The organism is Natronoarchaeum rubrum (assembly GCF_024494695.1).
Genome location: NZ_JANHDP010000001.1, coordinates 371,236 through 388,674 on the forward strand (window position 1 = coordinate 371,236; position 17,439 = coordinate 388,674).

The 17,439-nt window shown below is 67.9% G+C and carries 19 protein-coding genes; 11 read left to right on the forward strand and 8 right to left on the reverse strand.

Going from position 1 to position 17,439, the window contains the following annotated elements:
• Window positions 1-69: 69 nt before the first annotated feature.
• A complete protein-coding gene (locus NO931_RS02015; RefSeq protein WP_256390951.1) occupies window positions 70-954 on the forward strand; it encodes an alpha/beta fold hydrolase in 885 nt (294 codons plus the stop codon).
• 38 nt (window positions 955-992) lie between these two features.
• Here the strand turns inward: NO931_RS02015 and NO931_RS02020 are convergent, their stop codons facing one another.
• Window positions 993-1,403: a helix-turn-helix domain-containing protein gene (locus NO931_RS02020; protein ID WP_256390952.1), complete on the reverse strand. Its 411-nt coding sequence runs from the start codon at window positions 1,401-1,403 to the stop codon at window positions 993-995.
• A gap of 125 nt (window positions 1,404-1,528) precedes the next feature.
• On the opposite strand from NO931_RS02020, the gene NO931_RS02025 reads away from it, so the two are divergent.
• On the forward strand, window positions 1,529-2,179 hold the full coding sequence (locus NO931_RS02025; protein WP_256390953.1) for a DUF8170 family protein: 651 nt from the start codon (window positions 1,529-1,531) through the stop codon (window positions 2,177-2,179).
• Between the two features lie 50 nt (window positions 2,180-2,229).
• Here NO931_RS02025 and NO931_RS02030 read toward each other — a convergent pair whose 3' ends face one another.
• The 3 genes from NO931_RS02030 to NO931_RS02040 form a co-directional block, all read right to left on the reverse strand.
• The gene (locus NO931_RS02030) at window positions 2,230-2,484 is read right to left on the reverse strand and encodes a hypothetical protein (RefSeq protein WP_256390954.1); all 255 of its coding nucleotides are present in this window, start codon (window positions 2,482-2,484) and stop codon (window positions 2,230-2,232) included.
• Between the two features lie 47 nt (window positions 2,485-2,531).
• Window positions 2,532-2,882: a helix-turn-helix transcriptional regulator gene (locus NO931_RS02035; RefSeq protein WP_256390955.1), complete on the reverse strand. Its 351-nt coding sequence runs from the start codon at window positions 2,880-2,882 to the stop codon at window positions 2,532-2,534.
• 126 nt (window positions 2,883-3,008) lie between these two features.
• Complete coding sequence (locus tag NO931_RS02040; RefSeq protein ID WP_256390956.1) at window positions 3,009-3,446, reverse strand: acyl-CoA thioesterase; 438 nt, start codon at window positions 3,444-3,446, stop codon at window positions 3,009-3,011.
• Between the two features lie 85 nt (window positions 3,447-3,531).
• On the opposite strand from NO931_RS02040, the gene NO931_RS02045 reads away from it, so the two are divergent.
• Complete coding sequence (locus tag NO931_RS02045) at window positions 3,532-3,975, forward strand: DUF3054 domain-containing protein (protein ID WP_256390957.1); 444 nt, start codon at window positions 3,532-3,534, stop codon at window positions 3,973-3,975.
• Window positions 3,976-4,010: 35 nt separating this feature from the next.
• Here the strand turns inward: NO931_RS02045 and NO931_RS02050 are convergent, their stop codons facing one another.
• A complete protein-coding gene (locus NO931_RS02050; protein ID WP_256390958.1) occupies window positions 4,011-5,318 on the reverse strand; it encodes an MFS transporter in 1,308 nt (435 codons plus the stop codon).
• Window positions 5,319-5,708: 390 nt separating this feature from the next.
• Here NO931_RS02050 and NO931_RS02055 point away from each other — a divergent pair, with 390 nt between their 5' ends.
• Window positions 5,709-5,948 (forward strand): DUF8015 family protein, encoded by a 240-nt coding sequence (locus NO931_RS02055; RefSeq protein WP_256390959.1) that lies wholly within the window; start codon window positions 5,709-5,711, stop codon window positions 5,946-5,948.
• A gap of 71 nt (window positions 5,949-6,019) precedes the next feature.
• Entirely contained in the window at window positions 6,020-7,018 is a 999-nt protein-coding gene (locus tag NO931_RS02060) for an ornithine cyclodeaminase family protein (RefSeq protein ID WP_256390960.1), read from the forward strand.
• A gap of 9 nt (window positions 7,019-7,027) precedes the next feature.
• Here the strand turns inward: NO931_RS02060 and NO931_RS02065 are convergent, their stop codons facing one another.
• Window positions 7,028-8,113, reverse strand: a complete 1,086-nt coding sequence (locus NO931_RS02065; RefSeq protein ID WP_256390961.1) for a presenilin family intramembrane aspartyl protease PSH — start codon at window positions 8,111-8,113, stop codon at window positions 7,028-7,030.
• 87 nt (window positions 8,114-8,200) lie between these two features.
• Between NO931_RS02065 and NO931_RS02070 the strand changes: the two genes are divergently transcribed.
• Together NO931_RS02070 and NO931_RS02075 are read left to right on the forward strand one after the other, a co-directional pair.
• The gene (locus NO931_RS02070; protein ID WP_256390962.1) at window positions 8,201-8,479 is read left to right on the forward strand and encodes an acylphosphatase; all 279 of its coding nucleotides are present in this window, start codon (window positions 8,201-8,203) and stop codon (window positions 8,477-8,479) included.
• Window positions 8,480-8,550: 71 nt separating this feature from the next.
• Window positions 8,551-9,990, forward strand: a complete 1,440-nt coding sequence (locus NO931_RS02075; RefSeq protein ID WP_256390963.1) for an NAD(P)H-hydrate dehydratase — start codon at window positions 8,551-8,553, stop codon at window positions 9,988-9,990.
• 256 nt (window positions 9,991-10,246) lie between these two features.
• On the opposite strand, the gene hflX is transcribed toward NO931_RS02075, so the two are convergent.
• Window positions 10,247-11,545, reverse strand: coding sequence for a GTPase HflX (gene hflX / locus NO931_RS02080; RefSeq protein WP_256391381.1), 1,299 nt, complete (start codon window positions 11,543-11,545; stop codon window positions 10,247-10,249).
• A 280-nt stretch (window positions 11,546-11,825) separates the two neighbouring features.
• Here hflX and NO931_RS02085 point away from each other — a divergent pair, with 280 nt between their 5' ends.
• Window positions 11,826-12,131: an FUN14 domain-containing protein gene (locus tag NO931_RS02085; protein WP_256390964.1), complete on the forward strand. Its 306-nt coding sequence runs from the start codon at window positions 11,826-11,828 to the stop codon at window positions 12,129-12,131.
• Between the two features lie 27 nt (window positions 12,132-12,158).
• On the opposite strand, the gene NO931_RS02090 is transcribed toward NO931_RS02085, so the two are convergent.
• Window positions 12,159-12,884, reverse strand: a complete 726-nt coding sequence (locus tag NO931_RS02090) for a ribosome assembly factor SBDS (protein ID WP_256390965.1) — start codon at window positions 12,882-12,884, stop codon at window positions 12,159-12,161.
• Between the two features lie 132 nt (window positions 12,885-13,016).
• Here NO931_RS02090 and dacZ point away from each other — a divergent pair, with 132 nt between their 5' ends.
• The 3 genes from dacZ (at window position 13,017) to mutS (ending at window position 17,433) form a co-directional block, all read left to right on the forward strand.
• Window positions 13,017-13,835 carry a diadenylate cyclase DacZ gene (gene dacZ / locus NO931_RS02095; RefSeq protein WP_256390966.1) on the forward strand — a complete coding sequence of 273 codons (819 nt, stop codon included), beginning with the start codon at window positions 13,017-13,019 and terminating at the stop codon, window positions 13,833-13,835.
• A 1-nt stretch (window position 13,836) separates the two neighbouring features.
• Entirely contained in the window at window positions 13,837-14,619 is a 783-nt protein-coding gene (locus NO931_RS02100; RefSeq protein ID WP_256390967.1) for a mechanosensitive ion channel family protein, read from the forward strand.
• 66 nt (window positions 14,620-14,685) lie between these two features.
• On the forward strand, window positions 14,686-17,433 hold the full coding sequence (gene mutS, locus NO931_RS02105) for a DNA mismatch repair protein MutS (protein WP_256390968.1): 2,748 nt from the start codon (window positions 14,686-14,688) through the stop codon (window positions 17,431-17,433).
• Window positions 17,434-17,439 lie beyond the last annotated feature (6 nt).

Below are 17,439 nucleotides of genomic sequence, written 5' to 3' on the forward strand. Positions count from 1 at the left end.
CCTGTGGCGGCTCCCGGGCGGCGACTGCGGTCCCGGAACCACTTTGTCGTGCATCTCGTCAGGACGCCTATGGGTATCGACGCCGACGCGCTCGAAATGGAGTCGGCCGAATCGATCCGGCGATCGGGGAACGGCGTCGACCTGCACGTCGTCGCCGCCGGTGACGCGGACGACCCGCTGGTCGTGCTCCTGCACGGGTTCCCCGACTGCTTCTACGGGTGGCGCCACCAGATCGAGCCGCTGGTCGACGCCGGCTACCGGGTGCTGGTGCCGGACCAGCGCGGGTACAACCTGAGCGACAAGCCCGCCGGACTCGACGCCTACCAGGTCAGTCGACTCTCGGCCGACATCGCGGCGCTGATCGACTCCGAGGGCGAGTCGTCGGCGCACGTCGTCGGCCACGACTGGGGCGCCATGGTCGCCTGGGACCTCGCGCTGCGGCGCCCCGAGTACGTCGATCGACTCGGCATCCTGAACGTTCCTCATCCCACCGCCTTTCGCGAGACGCTCCGGTCGAGCCCGCGCCAGGTGCTCCGGAGCTGGTACGTCTTCGCGTTTCAGCTCCCTCGGATTCCGGAGTGGTGGCTCGCGCGCGACGAGTTCGCCGGGCTCGCTCGCGCGCTGGAGGAAACCGCGCGCATCGACACGTTCGACGACGCCGATCTCGATCGCTATCGCGAGAGCTGGGCCGAGCCGGGCGCGTTGACGGCGATGCTCGACTGGTACCGGGCGATGGCCCGCCGCCCCGACGAGCCGCCGCGCGAGCGCGTCACGGCGCCGACGCTGATCGCGTGGGGCGAGAAGGACCCGGCGCTCGTGCCGGAACTCGTCGAGAAGAGCGCGCGGTACTGCGACGACGTGCGCGTCGAGCGGTTTCCGACGCGGAGCCACTGGGTCCACGTGGAAGCGCCCGAGGCGGTGAACGAGCTGTTGCTGGAGCACCTCGACGGCTAACGGCGCGAAACGGCTTCGACGCGACGGGGACGCCGGCGTCAGCGCTCGGGCCGGGGCGCCCGCTCGTAGCGTTCGATCTCGTCGGTCGTCTCGACGCGATCGTAGATTTCGCGGAGCGTCGACTCGGCCCGCAGCAGATCGTGCCGATCGAGGAACTCGCGGCCCGCCTCGGTGACGCCGTAGAACGTGTACGGCAGGTCGCGGCTCCGGCGGTCCTCGGACAGCGTCACCGCTTCGACGATGCCGGCCTCGATCAGCGTCTGGAGGTGGCCGTGGATCGTCGACCGGCTCTTGGAGGGGTTGACGTAGTCGAGTTCCTTGAGCGACGGTAGCCCCTCGGGGTGGCCCAGCAGATCCTGGAGCAGGGCGAAGCGGGTCTCCTGCGTGACGACGTCGAGGCGCCGGCGCTCGCGCTCGATCTCCGCCGGGGGCGCGTCGGTGCGGCTCATACGACTACGTTGTTCCCGTTCGACAATAACCGTTTCGGTGGCAACCAAATCGGTTGTCGGCGAAACATCGTCGGCGTCCCGCCGGGAGGAACAGCTATTTGACCGCTCCGCGAGAGCCGCCGGACATGGTCGACGACGAGACGCCGTCGCGCGACGCCGCCCCGGAGCCCTCCGGAGGTGCTGCCGACGCTGCTACCGCTGACTCCGATGCCCCCGACCCCGATGCCGTGCTCGCGGACGCCGAGGAGCACCTGCCGGGCCGCTCGCTGACGCCCGAGGAGTACGAACACCTCAAGCGCGCCGTCGCCGAGCTGACGCCGGTCTTCAGACACGACCGGTCGTACTTCGTACTCGGCAGCTACGGGACGCCGGAGGTTCGCCGGCTCCAGCTGGTCAAGGACCGGCTCAACCGCCGACGCGACGCCTACGCGTTCCTGATGGTCGACGTGCGCCGCGAGTGGACGAACACCTACCTGAAGTTCCGGCTGCTGGCGGACTACGCCGACCTGATCGTCGGCGTCGCCGAGCACGACGGCGGCGGCTTCCTCGTCGAGCAGGGGACGGTCGTCACCGAACCCGACTACTTCGAGAAGACGCACTTTCTCAAGCGCGAGTACGACGGGCTCGACGCCGCGGCGATCGACACAGACGCCGATCCGGCGAACCCCTACAGCGGGATGCAGACGCCGCTGTTCGAGCTAGCGGACGAGGCCGGTCGGCTCCACGTCTGGCGGACGGAGTCCGAACTGGCAGCCGGTGTCGAGGAACTACCGTAACAACGATCGACGCGAGGACCGGAGCGGCTCGCGGCGAGTTCCGATTGCGGCTACTCGTCGCCGGGGCCCCGGAGTCGGCGGACGGCCACGATGACCGTCGCGGCCGCGAGTGCGACGCCGGCTGCCTTCTTGATCGTCCCGAGCCGGGCGCCGCCGGTGTCGAGTTCGGGGATGTCGTCCGCGGACGCCGGGGCGGCCTCCTCGCCGGACGTCGCGTCGGCGTCTTCACCGGATGTCGCGTCGGTCTCGTCGTCGTGTCGGTCGTCGGGCTGTGCGGCGGACCTGCGCAGTCGTTCTAGCGCCATACCTGACGGTAGAGCAAGGTGGTAAATAAACGTAACAGCGGGACCGACTACTCCTCGTAGGCGAGGTTCATCATCCACTGCGAGAAGGCGTCGCTCTGGCCGTCGATCTCCTCCTCGCCGATAAAGGGCGAGAGCATGTCGCCGGCCATCAGCAGGGAGAAATCGAGGTCGCGTGCGGTCGGCGAGATGTGGTAGGTGTTGTGTCCCTCGTAGATCGTCTCCTCGCGATCGACGAGTTCCTTCTCGGCCAGCGACTCGATGATGCGACTCCCCTTGCGCGACGAGATGTCCAGCTCCTTCCAGAACTCGCTCTGGTGGATCCCGCCGGTTTCCCGGACCAGCTCCAGACCGGCGCGCTCGTCCTCCGAGAGCTCCGCTTCGGCCTCGGAGACGCTCACAGGCACCACCCCCCGGGGGACGCGAGACGGGAAACTACGTGCATACCTCAACTACGAGGATCGACCCGCATAAAAGTGGCCTTCCCGGCGGGGCGGATCCGGACGCCGATGATCGCGACGCGTAATTCAGCTCTGGGTGTTCTCCAGAGCGTACTGGTGGAGTTCCTCCCCGCGCTCGCTCTCGACCGACAGTTCCGGAACCTCGACCGGGGTGCCGTCCTCGACGGCGACGAACACGAAGTCCGATTCGGTCGTCAGTTCGGTCTCGCCGGTACGGGGGTTCTCTCGGTAGGCTCTGAGCCACACCCGGACGCTCGTGCGCCCGGCGTCGTAGACGAACGCCTCCACGAGGACGGTGTCGCCGACGGGCACCGGTCGCTTGAAGTCGAGTTCGTCGACGTTCGCGGTGACGCAGGGATGGCCGGCAAAGCGCATCGCCGACATCGCGCCGTCCTCGTCCATCCACTTCATCACGTTGCCCCCGTGGGCCGTCTCGTAGTTGTTCGCGTGGTTGGGCTGGACGCGGTGGCGGTTCTCGAGGTACGTGTCGCAGAGCGCTGGCATGGGTACACTTCCCCGGCGAAATGGAAAAGTGCAGCGTCGAGCCGAAACCCGCACACCGATAGTTCTGGAGTCCCGAGCCATCCACATGTCACGCCAAAGCGCGCAGGCTCGCTCCGTCGGGGAACGGCTTCGGCCCACGGTCGGCGACCCGCGGCGGGCGCTGGCCGTCGCGGCCGGGGATCTGCTCGCGATCGTCGCGGTCGTCGGCTGGGGGCTGTACAGCCACTACGGCGCCGCGGCGTTCGCGACGCCGGTCGACTCGTTGATGACCGTCCTCCCCTTTGCGCTCGGCTGGCCGATCCCCGCCGTCCTCGCCGGGGTGTACGAGGACGGCGTGATCGACGATCCGCTCGCCACCGCGCGGTACGTGACCGTCGCGTGGATCGCCGGCGCGAACATCAGCCTGATCCTGCGGACGTCACCGCTGTTCGAGGGGTCGGCGGCCTGGCCGTTCCCGCTCGTCGTGACCGGAAGCGTGTTCGTCGTGCTGCTGGGTTGGCGCGTCGCCGTCGCGAGTCTCCTCGACTGATCGAACTGCATCTGCCCGTCTCTCGGACGGCCTTATTATCCTGATCGCGCTCGCAGCGCCAGCGTCGCAACGACCGCAGCCGTCCCTGCGATCGCCGCGAGGACGGCGAACAGCGCGCCGGGCGAGCCCCACGTCAGGATCGCGCCGGCGACGCCGCCGCCCAGCGCGCCGACGCCGAACACGCCCAGATAGGTGTAGCCGTACGAGAGCCCCCGTCGCCCCGCGGGCGTCGCGTCGGCGACGGCCGCCTGGTACTGGGGCTGGACGAAAAAGAGGAAAAAGCCCAGCAGCGCACAGACTGCGAGAAACGCGACGATCCCTGCGTTCGACGCCGGAAGGAACGCGATCGCCAGCGTGGCGAGGGCGGTCATCGCGATCGCGATGCCGACCTCCGGTCGCGCTCGATCCGTGAGCTTGCCGCCCGCGTACTGCCCGGCGACGCCGACGGTCAGGATGCCGACGTAGACGTACCGATCGGGCGCGAACGCCGTGCCCGCGATGCGAACCGTCTCGAACACCTCGAACCCGCCGAGGATGTCCGGCAGGAACGTCAGGAACCCGCGGTAGAACAGCCCCGAGAGGATCACGATCGCGAAGATGGCGACGAACGGCCCGGCGAACAGCTCCCGGGTCCCGCGGCGGAACGCCGGGAGGCTGTCGACCGTGTCGGTCTTCGAGCCGCCGTCGGGGCGCGCATCGGCGTCGGCGCTCGGCTCACCGTCCGCGGCCCCAGCGTCGCTTCCGAGAGCTTCGGCGTCGCTCTCGTCGACGGCGGCCGTCTCGTCGACATCGATCCGCAGCGCCAGCGCGACGCCGATGGCGGCCGGGGCGGCGAGTAGCAGCGTCACGACGCGCCACGGGAGCACTTCGAGCAGCACCAGCGTCGCCAGCGGGCCGAACGCGATGCCGACGTTGCCCGCCATCCCGTGGTAGGCGAAGGCGGTGCCGCGCTCCTCGACGCCGGTGCTGATCAGGGACAGGCCAGAGGGGTGATAGACGCTCGCAGCGGCACCCCAGAGCACGAGCGAGAGAGCGATCACAACCAGGCCGAGCGTCGGCGCCGTCGGCGTCAGGCCGAGCAGCGCGAACGAACCGCCCATACCAGCCAGACAGGCGGCGATCAGCGTGCGCGAGCCGAGCCGATCGGCCAGCACGCCGCCGGGGACCGCGCCGAGTCCGAACAGCGCGTAGCCAGCCGTGACGACGCCGCCGATCACCGCCTCGGTCGTCCCGAACTCGGTCAGCCAGACGGTCACCAGCACCGGGATCGATAGTTCGTAGGTGTGGACGGCGGCGTGACCGAGTACCACCAGCCCGACGATCGCTCGGTCGTTCGAGTTCACGGGTGTGCGTAGCGTGGACACTCTGTTCAAGGCGTCGGTACCCGCCGCCCGTCACCGGCGATCGATCTACGGAAACTGATATATCGGAACTATCTACCGGTCGAATATTCGTTTCGTGCATCGACTCTTTCGACCGCCTTCGGAGAGTTGAAGATCGACTTTTCCTCAGATCCTGTTTTTTGGACTACGAGCGTTTGCGTGGATAAATTACGACCACCTACTTAGAGAACCCATCGCCATCTATATTCTCATAAGTTATGAGTTGGATATAGAGATTCACTGTATACAGGTCGTGTTGAGAATAGATTGACTATGGATCGCTAACTGATGAAATATCGCCCTCCTATGGGAAACTCTTATATGCATATTCCTCATACTATAGAATACATTATGACTGGCTACTACGACCTCGTCCTCGGCCTCATCCCGCTCACCCTCCTCGGCCTCTCCGGATCGCTCTCGATGGCCGGCGTCACTATCACCAGCGCAGTCACCGTCGCCGCCACGGTCGGTCTGCTGATCGTCGGGCACGCGCTGTTCGTCAACGCGCCGGTCGGTCAGGAGGCCACCGCCCCGGCCGCCGACGACGCGTCGGCGTCGCCGCAGGTCGGCCCGGTCAACGCCGACTGAACGTTCTCCTTCGCTATCTCTCTCCGTCTGTAACCGGCCACGCTTTTTGTTCTCGCCGCTAACTGCCTGACATGGTCACCGCACGATTTCTGAGCAGCGACGCCGTCGACGGTCTGGCCGATCCTGCCGAGTACGTCGACGCGGTCCGCGAGGGGTACCGACAGCGCGGCGAGGGCGCGCCGGCCGAACCGCGCACGAAGCTGCTGCAGTCGGAGCCGCCCGGCATGCTCACCGAGTACGCCGCCGTACTCCCCGACACCGGCGCGATGGGCGGGTACGTCTACTCAGCCGGCTTCGGCGCCGCGGACGCCTGGTTCATGACGCAGTTGTTCGACGCCGAGACGGGCGAGCCCCGCGCCGTGCTCGACGGCGCTAGCATGAACCCGTTCAAGACCGGCGCCGCGGGCGCGGTCGGCGTCGACGCGCTGGCTCGCGAGGACGCCGATTCGATGGCGGTGATCGGCAGCGGTGCCCAGGCCAGAGGGCAGGTCCGGGCGACCGCGACGGTTCGCGAGTTCGAGACCGTCGACGTGTTCTCGCCGACCCGCGAGCACCGCGAGCGCTTCGCCGACGAGATGGACGACCGGCTCGACGCCGAAGTCCGGCCGGTCGAGTCGAGCGCCGCCGCCATCGAGGATGCCGACGTGGTGATCACCGCCACGAACGCCAACCGGCCGGTGTTCGACGGCGACGACCTCGAACCGGGCGCGCACGTCACCGCGATGGGCCAGTACAACCCCCAGAAGTTCGAGCTCGACGCCACGACGATCGAGCGCTCGACGTACGTCGTCGACCTCCGCGAGCGCGTCGACGCGGACGCCGGCTCGTTCATCCACGCCGTCGAGGAGGGGGCGGTCACCGAGGAGCACGTCCACGCCGAACTCGGCGAGGTCGTCGCCGGGAAGCGGCCGGGCCGCCAGTCGACCGACGAGATCACGGTGTTCGACAGCGGCGGTACCGGCATCGAGACGGTCGCCGGCGCGCAGCTACTCTACGAGAAAGCTGAGGAACGCGGGCTCGGAACGGAGATCGAGTTCGCCGCCGCCAGCGAGGCCCTCACGGGCAAGTAGGAGAGAGAATCAGAACGACGCGATCCCGACCGCCTGGGCGAACGTGACGCCGCTCGCGAGCGCGCCGACGAGATAGCCCAGGATCGCCCCGCCGTTGAGAAGCGGGAGCCCGGCGTGGGCGCGCCCTTTCAGCACCATCCGGAGCAAGATTAGGAGGCCGGTGAGCGTCCCGAGCATCGCCGTCAGCGCCGGGAGGTTCAGGGTGACCACCGGAACCGAGAGCTGCGGCACGGCGTCAACGGGGAGAAAGGCGGCGGCGCTCGCAACCAGAATCGTCGGCATGACGGCGTCGCCGAGGCCGATGTACAGCGCGTCGCGGACTCCCTCGTCCTCGGCTGGCCCGGCTGCCGCTTTCTCGTCGGCAGTATCGCCGTCGGCCACCTCGTCTTCCGTCGTGTCGTCGCTCTCGATCGTCTCGGAAGCCATCCCGCCGTCGGCAGCTTCGTCCGACACGTCGTCGGTCATTTCCTGGCCGGCGCCGAGGTCGCGAAAGGAGTACGACAGGCTCGTCGGGATCACGAACAGCACGGGCACGTTCAGGTCCATCACGCCCTCCGCGAGGGTGAGCATGTGCTCGGTGCCGTAGACGCTGATCGCGTCGTACACCGCGAGAACGAGCAGGAACAGGATTGCCGGCAGAATTCCGAAGCTGATGCCGAACATCCCCGCCGCGCCGGCGCCCATCAACACGCCCGCGGTGTCGATGACGTACCACTCCGGATGGACGAGCAGTCCCCCGGATACTGCGACGGCCGTCAGGATCGGCAGCAGCGCGACGGATCCTCCGCCGATCGAGACGACGCCGACCGGCGCGATCGCCGCGACGACGTACCACGCCAGCATTCCGCTCGTCCCGATGATCATCGCGCGGATCAGCCACTCGGAGTCGTACTTGATGATCAGCAACATCCCGCCCGTCGCGGCGAGGATCACGGCGAAGAACATGAGCCCGTTGGTCGGGTCCGACGGATCCTCGACGGCCTGATAGTCGTTCTGTACGAACGGCTCGACGAGCGCCAGCGCGCCCAACTGCACCAGGAGGAACAGCAGGACCGTTCCGGCGACGGCGGCGTAGAGCCGCGCGCGATCGTTCATACCTGCCGATTGCGACCCCGGGGTTATCGGCGTTGCGCTGTCGGCCGGTCCCGGTCCTTTTTCAAGGCGGCGAGAGACCACTCACCTATGGCAGAGCGTACGCGCGCACACGTGTTCGTTTCCGGCCGCGTTCAGGGCGTGTTCTACCGCGCCAACACGCGGGAGAACGCCCGCGAGCGCGGCGTCGACGGATGGGTGAAGAACCTGGAGGACGGCCGCGTCGAAGCCGTCTTCGAGGGTCCCGAAGACGCCGTCGAGGAGATGGTCGAGTGGTGCCACACCGGCAGCCCCGCCGCGGACGTCGAGGACATCGAGGTCGAGTACGGCGACCCGCAGGGCGAAGACGAGTTCTCCATCAGGCGATAGCCGGGCCCCCGGCGATCGACGGGAGAACGCGCTCCGGCATCATTTTGCCGCCGCGCGGCGAAGCGGCGACCATGATCACGAGCGATCGCATGGCGGCTGTCGACGCCAACGCCGAGGCGCTCGGCGTCCCGCGCAAGCAACTCATGGAGTCGAGCGGCAACGCCGTCGCCCGGGCCGTCCGCGAGCACGCCGAGCCGGAATCTACGGTCGCGATCGTCGCCGGCCGCGGCAACAACGGCGGCGACGCGTTCGTCGCGGCGCGCTTTCTCGACGAGTACGACGTTTCGGTCCACCTGCTCGGGCGGGCCGAGACGATCGGGACCGAGATCGCCCGCGAGAACTGGGAGGCGCTGGAAGCGGGCGACTACGAGACCGTGGAGGTCAAAGACTCCCGGGCTCTGGACCTGCCCGACGCCGACGTGATCGTCGACGCGATGCTGGGCACCGGCGTCGCCGGCGCGCTACGCGAGCCCGCCGCGACGGCCGCCAGCGCGATCAACGACGCCGATGCGACGGTGATCGCGGTCGACGTACCCTCCGGCGTCGACGCTGACACCGGGGAAGCGCCCGGCGGGGCTGTCGAGGCCGACCGCGTCGTGACGTTCCACGACCAGAAACCGGGGCTGACCGAGCTCGACGCCGACGTGACGGTGGCCGACATCGGCATCCCCGAGGCGGCGGAGCTGTTCGTCGAACGCGGCGACCTTTTCGCGCTCGAACGCGACCCGCAGAGTCACAAGGGCGACCACGGCGAGGTGCTGGTGATCGGCGGCGGGCCCTACTCCGGCGCACCAGCGCTGTCGGCACAGGCGGCGTTTCGGGCGGGTGCCGATCTCGTTCGCGTCGCCGTCCCCGAGGCGATTGCCCCGGACGTGCGCGGGTTCTCGGAGAACTTCATCGTCGAACCGCTCACCGGCGACGCGCTCGCACCTGGTCACGTCGACGAGCTGCTCGATCTCGCCGCCGACCAGGACGCGGTGCTGATCGGGCCGGGACTCGGCGACGACGAGGGAACGCTCGACGCGGTGGGGGAGTTCCTCGCTTCCTACGGCGGCCGGGTCATTGTCGACGCCGACGCCTTACAGGTCGTCCCCGAGGTCGACAGGGAGGCCGAAATCGTCTGTACGCCCCACCAGGGCGAGCTCCAGAAGATGGGCGGTCCGGCGGCCGACGACTGGGAGGAGCGGGCCGACCTCGTGGAGTCGTTCGCCGGCGAGATCGGTGCGACGCTACTGGTCAAGGGCGCTCACGACGTGATATCGGACGGCGAGACGACGCGCGTCAACCGCACCGGCAATCCCGGCATGACGGTCGGAGGCACCGGCGACGTGTTGGCGGGCGTGACGAGCGCGCTGGTCACCGCGATCGACGACTCGGTGCAGGCCGCCGGCGTGGGGGCGTACGCCAACGGGCGGGCGGGCGATCTCGCCGTCGAGGAGCACGGCTACGGGCTGGTGGCGACCGACCTGCCACCGCTTGTTGCCGACGCGCTGTGGAACGACGCCGAGTGAGCAATCGACGTCCACGGCGGTCGCCGTACGGAGGATAGCGAACAGGCGACGCGGTCGGGAATCTCGCGGCGGTGCGTCGCGCACTCGCTGCTCGCCGCGGGACGATCCGTCAGGACATACGCCGGGTGGCCGCCCGATCGCGGATAAACCTGTAGAACAGAGCGTTCGCGCAGCGGCGGCGGCACGCCGCTACGGTGGTGTGAGTGTCACGTCGCTACGGTGGTGCGAGCGTCACGTCGCTACGGTGGTGCGAGCGTCACGCCGACTCGACGGGGCGGGAGAGATCGCCGGCGCGAGCGCGAGACTGCTCGACGATCGCCGGGCGCGCCTCGAAGTCGACGACGACGTCCTCGTCGCCGTAGGTGACGTCGTTGACTCGGGCGTTGTCGTGGATCCAGGAGACGACGCTCATCGTGTCCTCGGTCATCGGTAGGACGAGCCGCTCGCGTTCCCAGTCGGGCAGTTCGTCGTCGATCCGCGCGAGGAGTTCCTCGGCGTTTCGGCCTTCCTTGCCGCTGACCGCGATCGGATTCGGCGCCAGCGCCGAGAGCGCCTCCCGCTTCTCGGCGAGCTCTTCGTCGTCGACCTTGTCGATCTTGTTGAGCACCGTGACGATCGGCGCCTCGTTGCGCTCGTAGAGCGTGTCGTGGCTGGTGACGAGCTTCTCGCGGATCTCCTCGACGGGGTCGCTGACGTCGACGACGAGCAAGACGAGATCGGCCCGGTACACCTCGTCGAGCGTCGACTTGAACGACTCGACGAGCCAGTGGGGCAGGTCGCTGATGAACCCGACCGTGTCGGTCAACAGCACGTTGCGCCGGTCGAAGTCGAGCTTGCGCGTCGTCGTCCCGAGGGTCGTAAAGAGCCGGTCCTCGCTCTCGGCCGTCGTGTCGAGGTCCGGGTGGAGATCCTCGTTCTCGTCGACGTCGACGTCGGCGGCGAGCCGGCGCATCAGCGTCGACTTGCCGGCGTTCGTGTAGCCCGCCAACGCGACCAGATCGAACCCGGACTCGCGGCGCTGCTCGCGGCGCTGCTCCTCGGTCACCGCGATCCGGTCGAGCTCGTCTTTGATCCGGCTGATCTGCTTTTTGATGTCCTCTTCGCGGCTCTCGTCGTACTCGCCGAGCCCCATGAACCCGGGCCGCTCCTCGCGCTTCGCCAGGCTCGCCTTGGCTTCGGCGCGCGGAAGTTCGTACCGTAGCTCGGCGAGTTCGACCTGCAGCTGCGCTTTCCGAGTCTGGGCGCGCTGGCCGAAGATGTCGAGGATCAGCGTGAACCGGTCGATCACCTCGACGCCCTCGGGTAGCTTCTTCCCGAGGTTGTACGTCTGATACGGATCGAGTCGGTTGTCGAAGATCACCGCGTCCGCGTCGGCCTCGACGACGCGGGCGGCCATCTCCTCGGCCTTGCCCTCGCCGATTTCGAGCGCGGGATCCTCGCGGCGCTTCTGGGTGACTTCGCCCGCGACGGTGTAGCCCGCCGCGCGCGCCAGTTCGCTGATCTCGGACGTATCGGCGGTTCCGTCGTCGACACGCTTGGCGATTATCGCGATCATGTGGGGTGCGTTCGAGCGGTCGCTTCGTGCGCTCACGTAGGCGCTCGTCGTATTTAAACGTCGGCAGGTGGCGACGCCGGTCCGAAACGGCAACCGACAGTCAGACGCGTCCCCGGGGCAAGACGCCGAACGGCGGTCCGATCCCCGTCGTGTTGACAATATAACTACCGTTAGTGGCTACTTTCGGGCCGGATTTTTCGAGAGAATCCGGAGTAGGACAGTCTTTCGGCGGCACGACGAGCCACAAAGGTCATATAAGGTAGGGTTACCTTGTTCAGGTATGGAACTTGACCCCCAGCAACTGGGTCTAGAACTCGGCAGCGGCGCCGCGATCGGCGCGCTGATCGGCTTCGCCGCCAAGAAGATCGCGAAGCTGCTCGCGGTGATCGTCGGCGTCCAGCTCGCGGTGTTTCGGTTCCTCGAATCGAAGGGAATTCTCACCGTCGACTGGAACCGGCTGACGAACGGTCTGGTCAGCACGCAGGAAAAGGTGCAGGATCCGGGGTGGATCGAGCCGATCATCTCCTCGCTGTCGATCGGCGCCGGGTTCACCGGCGGCTTCCTGATCGGCTTCAAGCGGGGATAGTCGGCTCCGACCGCCGGTATTCGGGCGCTACTGCGTCTTGATGTCGTCTTCGTCCCGGACGATTCGCGTCTCGGCTTCGCCGCCGGTGACTTCGTTCGCACGGTCGAAAAACTCGTTCTGTAGTCCCGCGGGGAACTGGAGCACGCCGATCCACGAGCCGTCGCCCTGCCACTCCTCGCTCTGGAGATCGCCGAACTCCCGGAGCTGGGCCTGCGCGCTGCCGGCCTGATCCGGGGGAACCTGCACGGCGACTGTGACCTCGTCGAACCGAATGGGAATGATCGGTCGGAGCGCGTCGAGGGCCTCGTCGACCTGCTCTTCTACCGGTTCCATCGGATCGACGTCGAAGCCGGCGTCCTCCAGCGCGCTTTCGATCCGGTCGGGCGGGTGGGGCGCGTCGTCCATCTGGGGGTTGACGGCGTTGCGCGTGATCTGGTTGACCAGCTGCTTGTGCTTCTGTTCTTGCATCTCGCGGCGCTGTTCGGCCGTGATCTGGATCTCACCGCGCTGGATCACCTCGGGGATGATCTCCAGCGGCTCGGTCGTCCCGAACACCTCCTCGAGGTCGGATTCGGCCGGTCGGTCGCCCCGGCTCGCGTTCTCGAAGACGTCCTCCGCGGCGATCACGTCCTCTAGCTCGCCGTCGAACTCGCCGCGTTTGATTTCGAGGGCGGCGTCGGGATCCACGAGCACCTCGAACCGTTCTCCGTGGGATTCGAGGCGCGCCGTCACCGCATCGTCAAGCGATATCATATCTGTGGGTAAAGCGGCGGGGATAAAAATGTGTTTCCCGACGGCGCCTCGCAGTTCTTCGATTTTCGCGGTCGTCGCCGGAATCGGTCGTTCACAAAAACCTTTTCTCCCGCCGCCAAGTTGGTACGGCCGATGTCGGACCTACGCGAACTGTTCGGCGATCTGTTCGACGACGTGGACGGGATCTTACTGTTCTCGCCGAGCAGTTCCTACTACGAGCGGTTCGACGACCTCGACGAGGACGACCCCGACGTGATCCTCGTCGGACCGGAGAACGTCCACGGCGCCGACGCCTACGTCGAGTTGCCCGTCCAGTTCGAGAACGCGTCGGAACGCATCGAGTTCGCGATCGAGGGCGCCGTCGACGAAGGGACCGTCGACGAGGGCGACGATCTGCTGTGCGCGATGGGCCTGTTCGCCGACGACGTGGACTCTATCACGCGCGTCAGGGCGAACCCCGCCGAGGGGTCCGGCATTTACGACCTGTTCGTCAACTCCAGGGCCGAGCCGGACGTCATCCGGGCCGTGTTCGACGTCGCGATCGAGCTCGGGCAGAAGGGCCAGAAGGGCAAGCCAGTCGGCGCCCTGTTCGTCGTCGGCGACGCCGGGAAGGTGATGAACAAGTCCCGCCCGCTGAGCTACAACCCCTTCGAGAAGTCCCACGTCCACGTCGGCGATCCGATCGTGCGGGTGATGCTCAAGGAGTTCTCGCGGCTCGACGGCGCCTTCGTCATCAGCGACGCCGGCAAGATCGTCAGCGCCTACCGCTACCTCGAACCAGCCGCGGAGGGCGTCGACATCCCGAAGGGGCTCGGAACCCGGCACATGGCCGCCGGGGCGATCACCCGCGACACCAACGCGACGGCGATCGTCCTCAGCGAGAGCGACGGGCTCGTGCGGGCGTTCAAGGGCGGGGAACTGGTGCTCGAGATCGACCCGGAGAACTACTGACATGCTCCCGCTGCAGGCGCTCACCGACGGATTCTCGGTGTTCCAGGAACCCGTCGTCGTCGCGCTGATCCTGCTGGTGGTCGGGCTCGCACTGGGGCTGGTGGTCGGGCGCGTGAACAAGCAGATACTGGTCGCCGCGGGCGTACCCGACGCGGTCGAGGGGACGCCCTTCGAGCGCACCGCGCGAAGCCTCGGGACGTCGACGGTGTCGCTACTGGCCCGGCTCACCTCGTGGTTCGTCTACGGCGTCTCGATCCTGGCGGCGATCCGCGTCGCGAACTTCTTCGAGGCGCCGTCGTTCTGGGTCGGCGTCGCCGCGTTCGTCCCGAAGCTGTTCGTCGCGGTAGTGGTGATGATTCTCGGATTTATCGTCGCCGACAAGGCCGAACTGGTCACCAGCGAGCGTCTGCGCGACGTCAAGCTGCCCGAGATCACCCTTCTCCCGCTCGCGGTGAAATACACCGTGCTGTACGTCGCTCTGTTGATCGCACTCAGTCAGGTCGGCGTCAACACGCTCGCGCTGCTCGTCTTGCTGGCCGTGTACTTCTTCGGCATCGTGTTCCTCGGCGGGCTCGCGTTCAAGGACTTCCTGTCCTCGGCCGCCGCGGGGATGTACCTCCTGTTGAATCAGCCCTACGGCATCGGCGACGAGGTGCGGATCGGCGACCGCGAGGGGATCGTCCAGGAGGTCGACCTGCTGGTGACCCGGATCGAGAACGACGAGGAGGAGTTCATCGTTCCAAATCGCAAGGTGTTCGAGCACGGCATCGCGCGGACGCGGTAGGACCGATCGGCGTCGCGGCGACCCCGGAGCGGAGGGTATTTTTGCGCCCGACTGCTGGTCTCTGGCATGGACGCGGCGCTCGGGCCCCCCGAGAAGATGGCGGATCGGCGCGAGGATCTGACGCCGATGATGTCCCAGTACTACGAGCTCTGCGATCGCTACGACGACTCGCTCGTGCTCTTTCAGGTCGGCGACTTCTACGAGGCATTCTGCGATGCGGCCGAAGCCATCGCGCGCCTGCTGGAGATCACGCTCACCAAGCGCGAGGACTCCACCGGGACGTACCCGATGGCCGGCATCCCGATCGACAACGCCGAGTCGTACGTCGAGACGCTGCTCGACGCCGGGTATCGGGTCGCGATTGCCGATCAGGTACAGGACCCCGACGAGGTCAGCGGCGTCGTCGACCGCGCTGTCACCCGGATCGTCACGCCCGGAACCCTCACCGAGGACGAACTGCTCGACACCGAGGACAACAACTTCGTCGCGGCGCTGGCCTCCGACGGCGAGGAGCACGGCCTCGCGCTGCTCGACGTCTCGACGGGCGACTTCTACGCCACCGCGGTCGACGCCGACGCCGCCTTGCGCGACGAGATCAGCCGGTTCGACCCCGAGGAGGCGATCCTCGGGCCGGACGCCTCGGGCGAGCCGTTCCCCGCGAACTGCATGGTGACGCCACACGACGAGCGCACGTTCGAGTTCGACGCCGCCGCCGAGCGCGTCGCGGCGTACTTCGGGGCGCCCGACTCGCTGCTCGCGAGCGACGTCGAGGTGCGCGCCTGCGGCGCCCTGCTGGCGTACGCCGAGTACACGCGCGGTGGACGCTACACCGAACTGCATCCCGACGCCGCCGCCGAAAGCGATGCTGACGCCGAAGATGGGGACGACGCGGACGCTTCGGCGTCCGACTCGGGCGACGATCCGGCGGTCGGCTCGCTCGACTACATCAATCGGCTCACTCGCTACGACCCGCGCGAGTACATGGTGCTCGATCGGGTCGCGATCCGCAGCCTCGAACTGTTCGAGCGCCGGTCGGTCCACGATCAGGCCGGGTCGGCGCTGATCGACGTGCTCGACGAGACGTCCTGCGCGATGGGGAGCCGCGAACTCAAAGACTGGCTGCGCCGGCCGCTGATCGACCGCGAGGAGATCGAAGCGCGCCACGACGCCGTCGAGGAACTCGTCGGGAGCCTCCAGCGGCGCGAAGCCGCGAGCGACCTCCTCCGGGACGTGTACGACGTCGAGCGCCTGATCGCTCGGGTCGCCCGCGGCCGGGCGAACGCCCGGGACCTCCGATCGCTCAAGGACACGCTCGACGTCGTTCCCGAACTGCGCGACGTGCTCTCGGGCGTCGAGTGCGACCGGCTGGTCGACCTCCGCGAGCGCCTCGACGAGATGGCGGACGTCCGCGAACTGATCGGCGGCGCGATACAGCAGGATCCGCCGATCGAGGTCACCGAGGGCGGCGTGATCTGCGAGGGGTACAGCGACGAGCTCGACGAGCTGCGCGCGACCGAACGCTCGGGCAAGCAGTGGATCGACGACCTCGAAGCCACCGAGCGCGAGCGCACCGGCGTCGACTCGCTGAAGGTCGGCCACAACTCGGTCCACGGCTACTACATCGAGGTCACGAACCCCAATCTCGACGCCGTTCCCGAGGACTACCAGCGCCGCCAGACGCTGAAGAACTCCGAGCGGTTCTACACGCCCGAACTCAAGGAACGGGAGGACGAGATCATCAGCGCCGAGCAGCGCGCCGACGATCTGGAGTACGAGCTATTCCGAGAGGTCCGATCCGCTGTCGCCGACGAGGCCGAGCGCGTGCAGGCGCTCGCGACCACGCTGGCTGAACTGGACGCGCTCGTCTCGCTCGCCACGGTCGCCGCCCAGCACGACTACTCGCGCCCGCAACTCGGCGGCGACGGCATCCGGATCGAGACGGGCCGCCATCCGGTCGTCGAGCGCACCGAGGAGCGGTTCCGGCCGAACGACGCCGACCTCGGGCCGGCGGAGGACTTCGCGGTCATCACCGGCCCCAACATGTCCGGCAAGTCGACGTACATGCGCCAGGTCGCGCTGATCGTCGTGCTCGCCCAGCTCGGCAGCTTCGTTCCCGCCGAGCGCGCCGAGTTGCGGCTCGTGGATCGGGTGTTCACTCGCGTCGGCGCGAGCGACGACATCGCCAGCGGGAAGTCGACGTTCATGGTCGAGATGACCGAGCTCGCGGAGATCCTCGACGCCGCCACCGAGCGCTCGCTGGTCCTGCTCGACGAGGTGGGCCGCGGCACGAGCACGGCCGACGGGCTCGCCATCGCGCAGGCGGTCACCGAGTACGTCCACGACGAGGTCGGCGCGACGACGCTGTTCGCGACCCACCACCACGACCTGACCGCGATCGCCGACGACCTCGATCGGGTCGCCAACCTGCACTTCGCCGCCCACCGCGAGGGCGACGACGTGACCTTCGATCACGAGCTCAGCCGCGGCCCGGCGACGGCGTCCTACGGCGTCGAGGTCGCGAAGATGGCGGGCGTGCCCGACGCCGTCGTCGAGCGGGCGCGGACGCTGCTCGACGAGGACGCCGACGCGTCCGCGGCGCCGTCGGATGCTGGCGCCGCGAGCGCGCCGGACGCCGACGAACCGCCGTTCGCGGAGGGAGCGGGCGACGCCGCGATCCGGCAGGCCGTCGGCGACGGCGGCGACCGCGTCCCGAACTCCGTCGCGGCGAAGCTCCGCGACGCCAACCTCGCCGACACGACGCCGCTGGAGGCCCTGCAGCTGCTCGACGAGCTCCAGCGCGAACTCGAAAACTGATTCCTG

What these genes read in the sequence shown, in the direction of transcription:
- NO931_RS02015 (WP_256390951.1), top strand. Translation starts at nt 70, where the DNA reads ATGGGTATCGACGCCGACGCGCTCGAAATGGAGTCGGCCGAATCGATC.
- NO931_RS02020 (WP_256390952.1), bottom strand. Translation starts at nt 1,403, where the DNA reads ATGAGCCGCACCGACGCGCCCCCGGCGGAGATCGAGCGCGAGCGCCGG.
- NO931_RS02025 (WP_256390953.1), top strand. Translation starts at nt 1,529, where the DNA reads ATGGTCGACGACGAGACGCCGTCGCGCGACGCCGCCCCGGAGCCCTCC.
- NO931_RS02030 (WP_256390954.1), bottom strand. Translation starts at nt 2,484, where the DNA reads ATGGCGCTAGAACGACTGCGCAGGTCCGCCGCACAGCCCGACGACCGA.
- NO931_RS02040 (WP_256390956.1), bottom strand. Translation starts at nt 3,446, where the DNA reads ATGCCAGCGCTCTGCGACACGTACCTCGAGAACCGCCACCGCGTCCAG.
- NO931_RS02045 (WP_256390957.1), top strand. Translation starts at nt 3,532, where the DNA reads ATGTCACGCCAAAGCGCGCAGGCTCGCTCCGTCGGGGAACGGCTTCGG.
- NO931_RS02055 (WP_256390959.1), top strand. Translation starts at nt 5,709, where the DNA reads ATGACTGGCTACTACGACCTCGTCCTCGGCCTCATCCCGCTCACCCTC.
- NO931_RS02060 (WP_256390960.1), top strand. Translation starts at nt 6,020, where the DNA reads ATGGTCACCGCACGATTTCTGAGCAGCGACGCCGTCGACGGTCTGGCC.
- NO931_RS02065 (WP_256390961.1), bottom strand. Translation starts at nt 8,113, where the DNA reads ATGAACGATCGCGCGCGGCTCTACGCCGCCGTCGCCGGAACGGTCCTG.
- NO931_RS02070 (WP_256390962.1), top strand. Translation starts at nt 8,201, where the DNA reads ATGGCAGAGCGTACGCGCGCACACGTGTTCGTTTCCGGCCGCGTTCAG.
- NO931_RS02075 (WP_256390963.1), top strand. Translation starts at nt 8,551, where the DNA reads ATGATCACGAGCGATCGCATGGCGGCTGTCGACGCCAACGCCGAGGCG.
- hflX (WP_256391381.1), bottom strand. Translation starts at nt 11,545, where the DNA reads ATGATCGCGATAATCGCCAAGCGTGTCGACGACGGAACCGCCGATACG.
- NO931_RS02085 (WP_256390964.1), top strand. Translation starts at nt 11,826, where the DNA reads ATGGAACTTGACCCCCAGCAACTGGGTCTAGAACTCGGCAGCGGCGCC.
- NO931_RS02090 (WP_256390965.1), bottom strand. Translation starts at nt 12,884, where the DNA reads ATGATATCGCTTGACGATGCGGTGACGGCGCGCCTCGAATCCCACGGA.
- dacZ (WP_256390966.1), top strand. Translation starts at nt 13,017, where the DNA reads ATGTCGGACCTACGCGAACTGTTCGGCGATCTGTTCGACGACGTGGAC.
- NO931_RS02100 (WP_256390967.1), top strand. Translation starts at nt 13,837, where the DNA reads ATGCTCCCGCTGCAGGCGCTCACCGACGGATTCTCGGTGTTCCAGGAA.
- mutS (WP_256390968.1), top strand. Translation starts at nt 14,686, where the DNA reads ATGGACGCGGCGCTCGGGCCCCCCGAGAAGATGGCGGATCGGCGCGAG.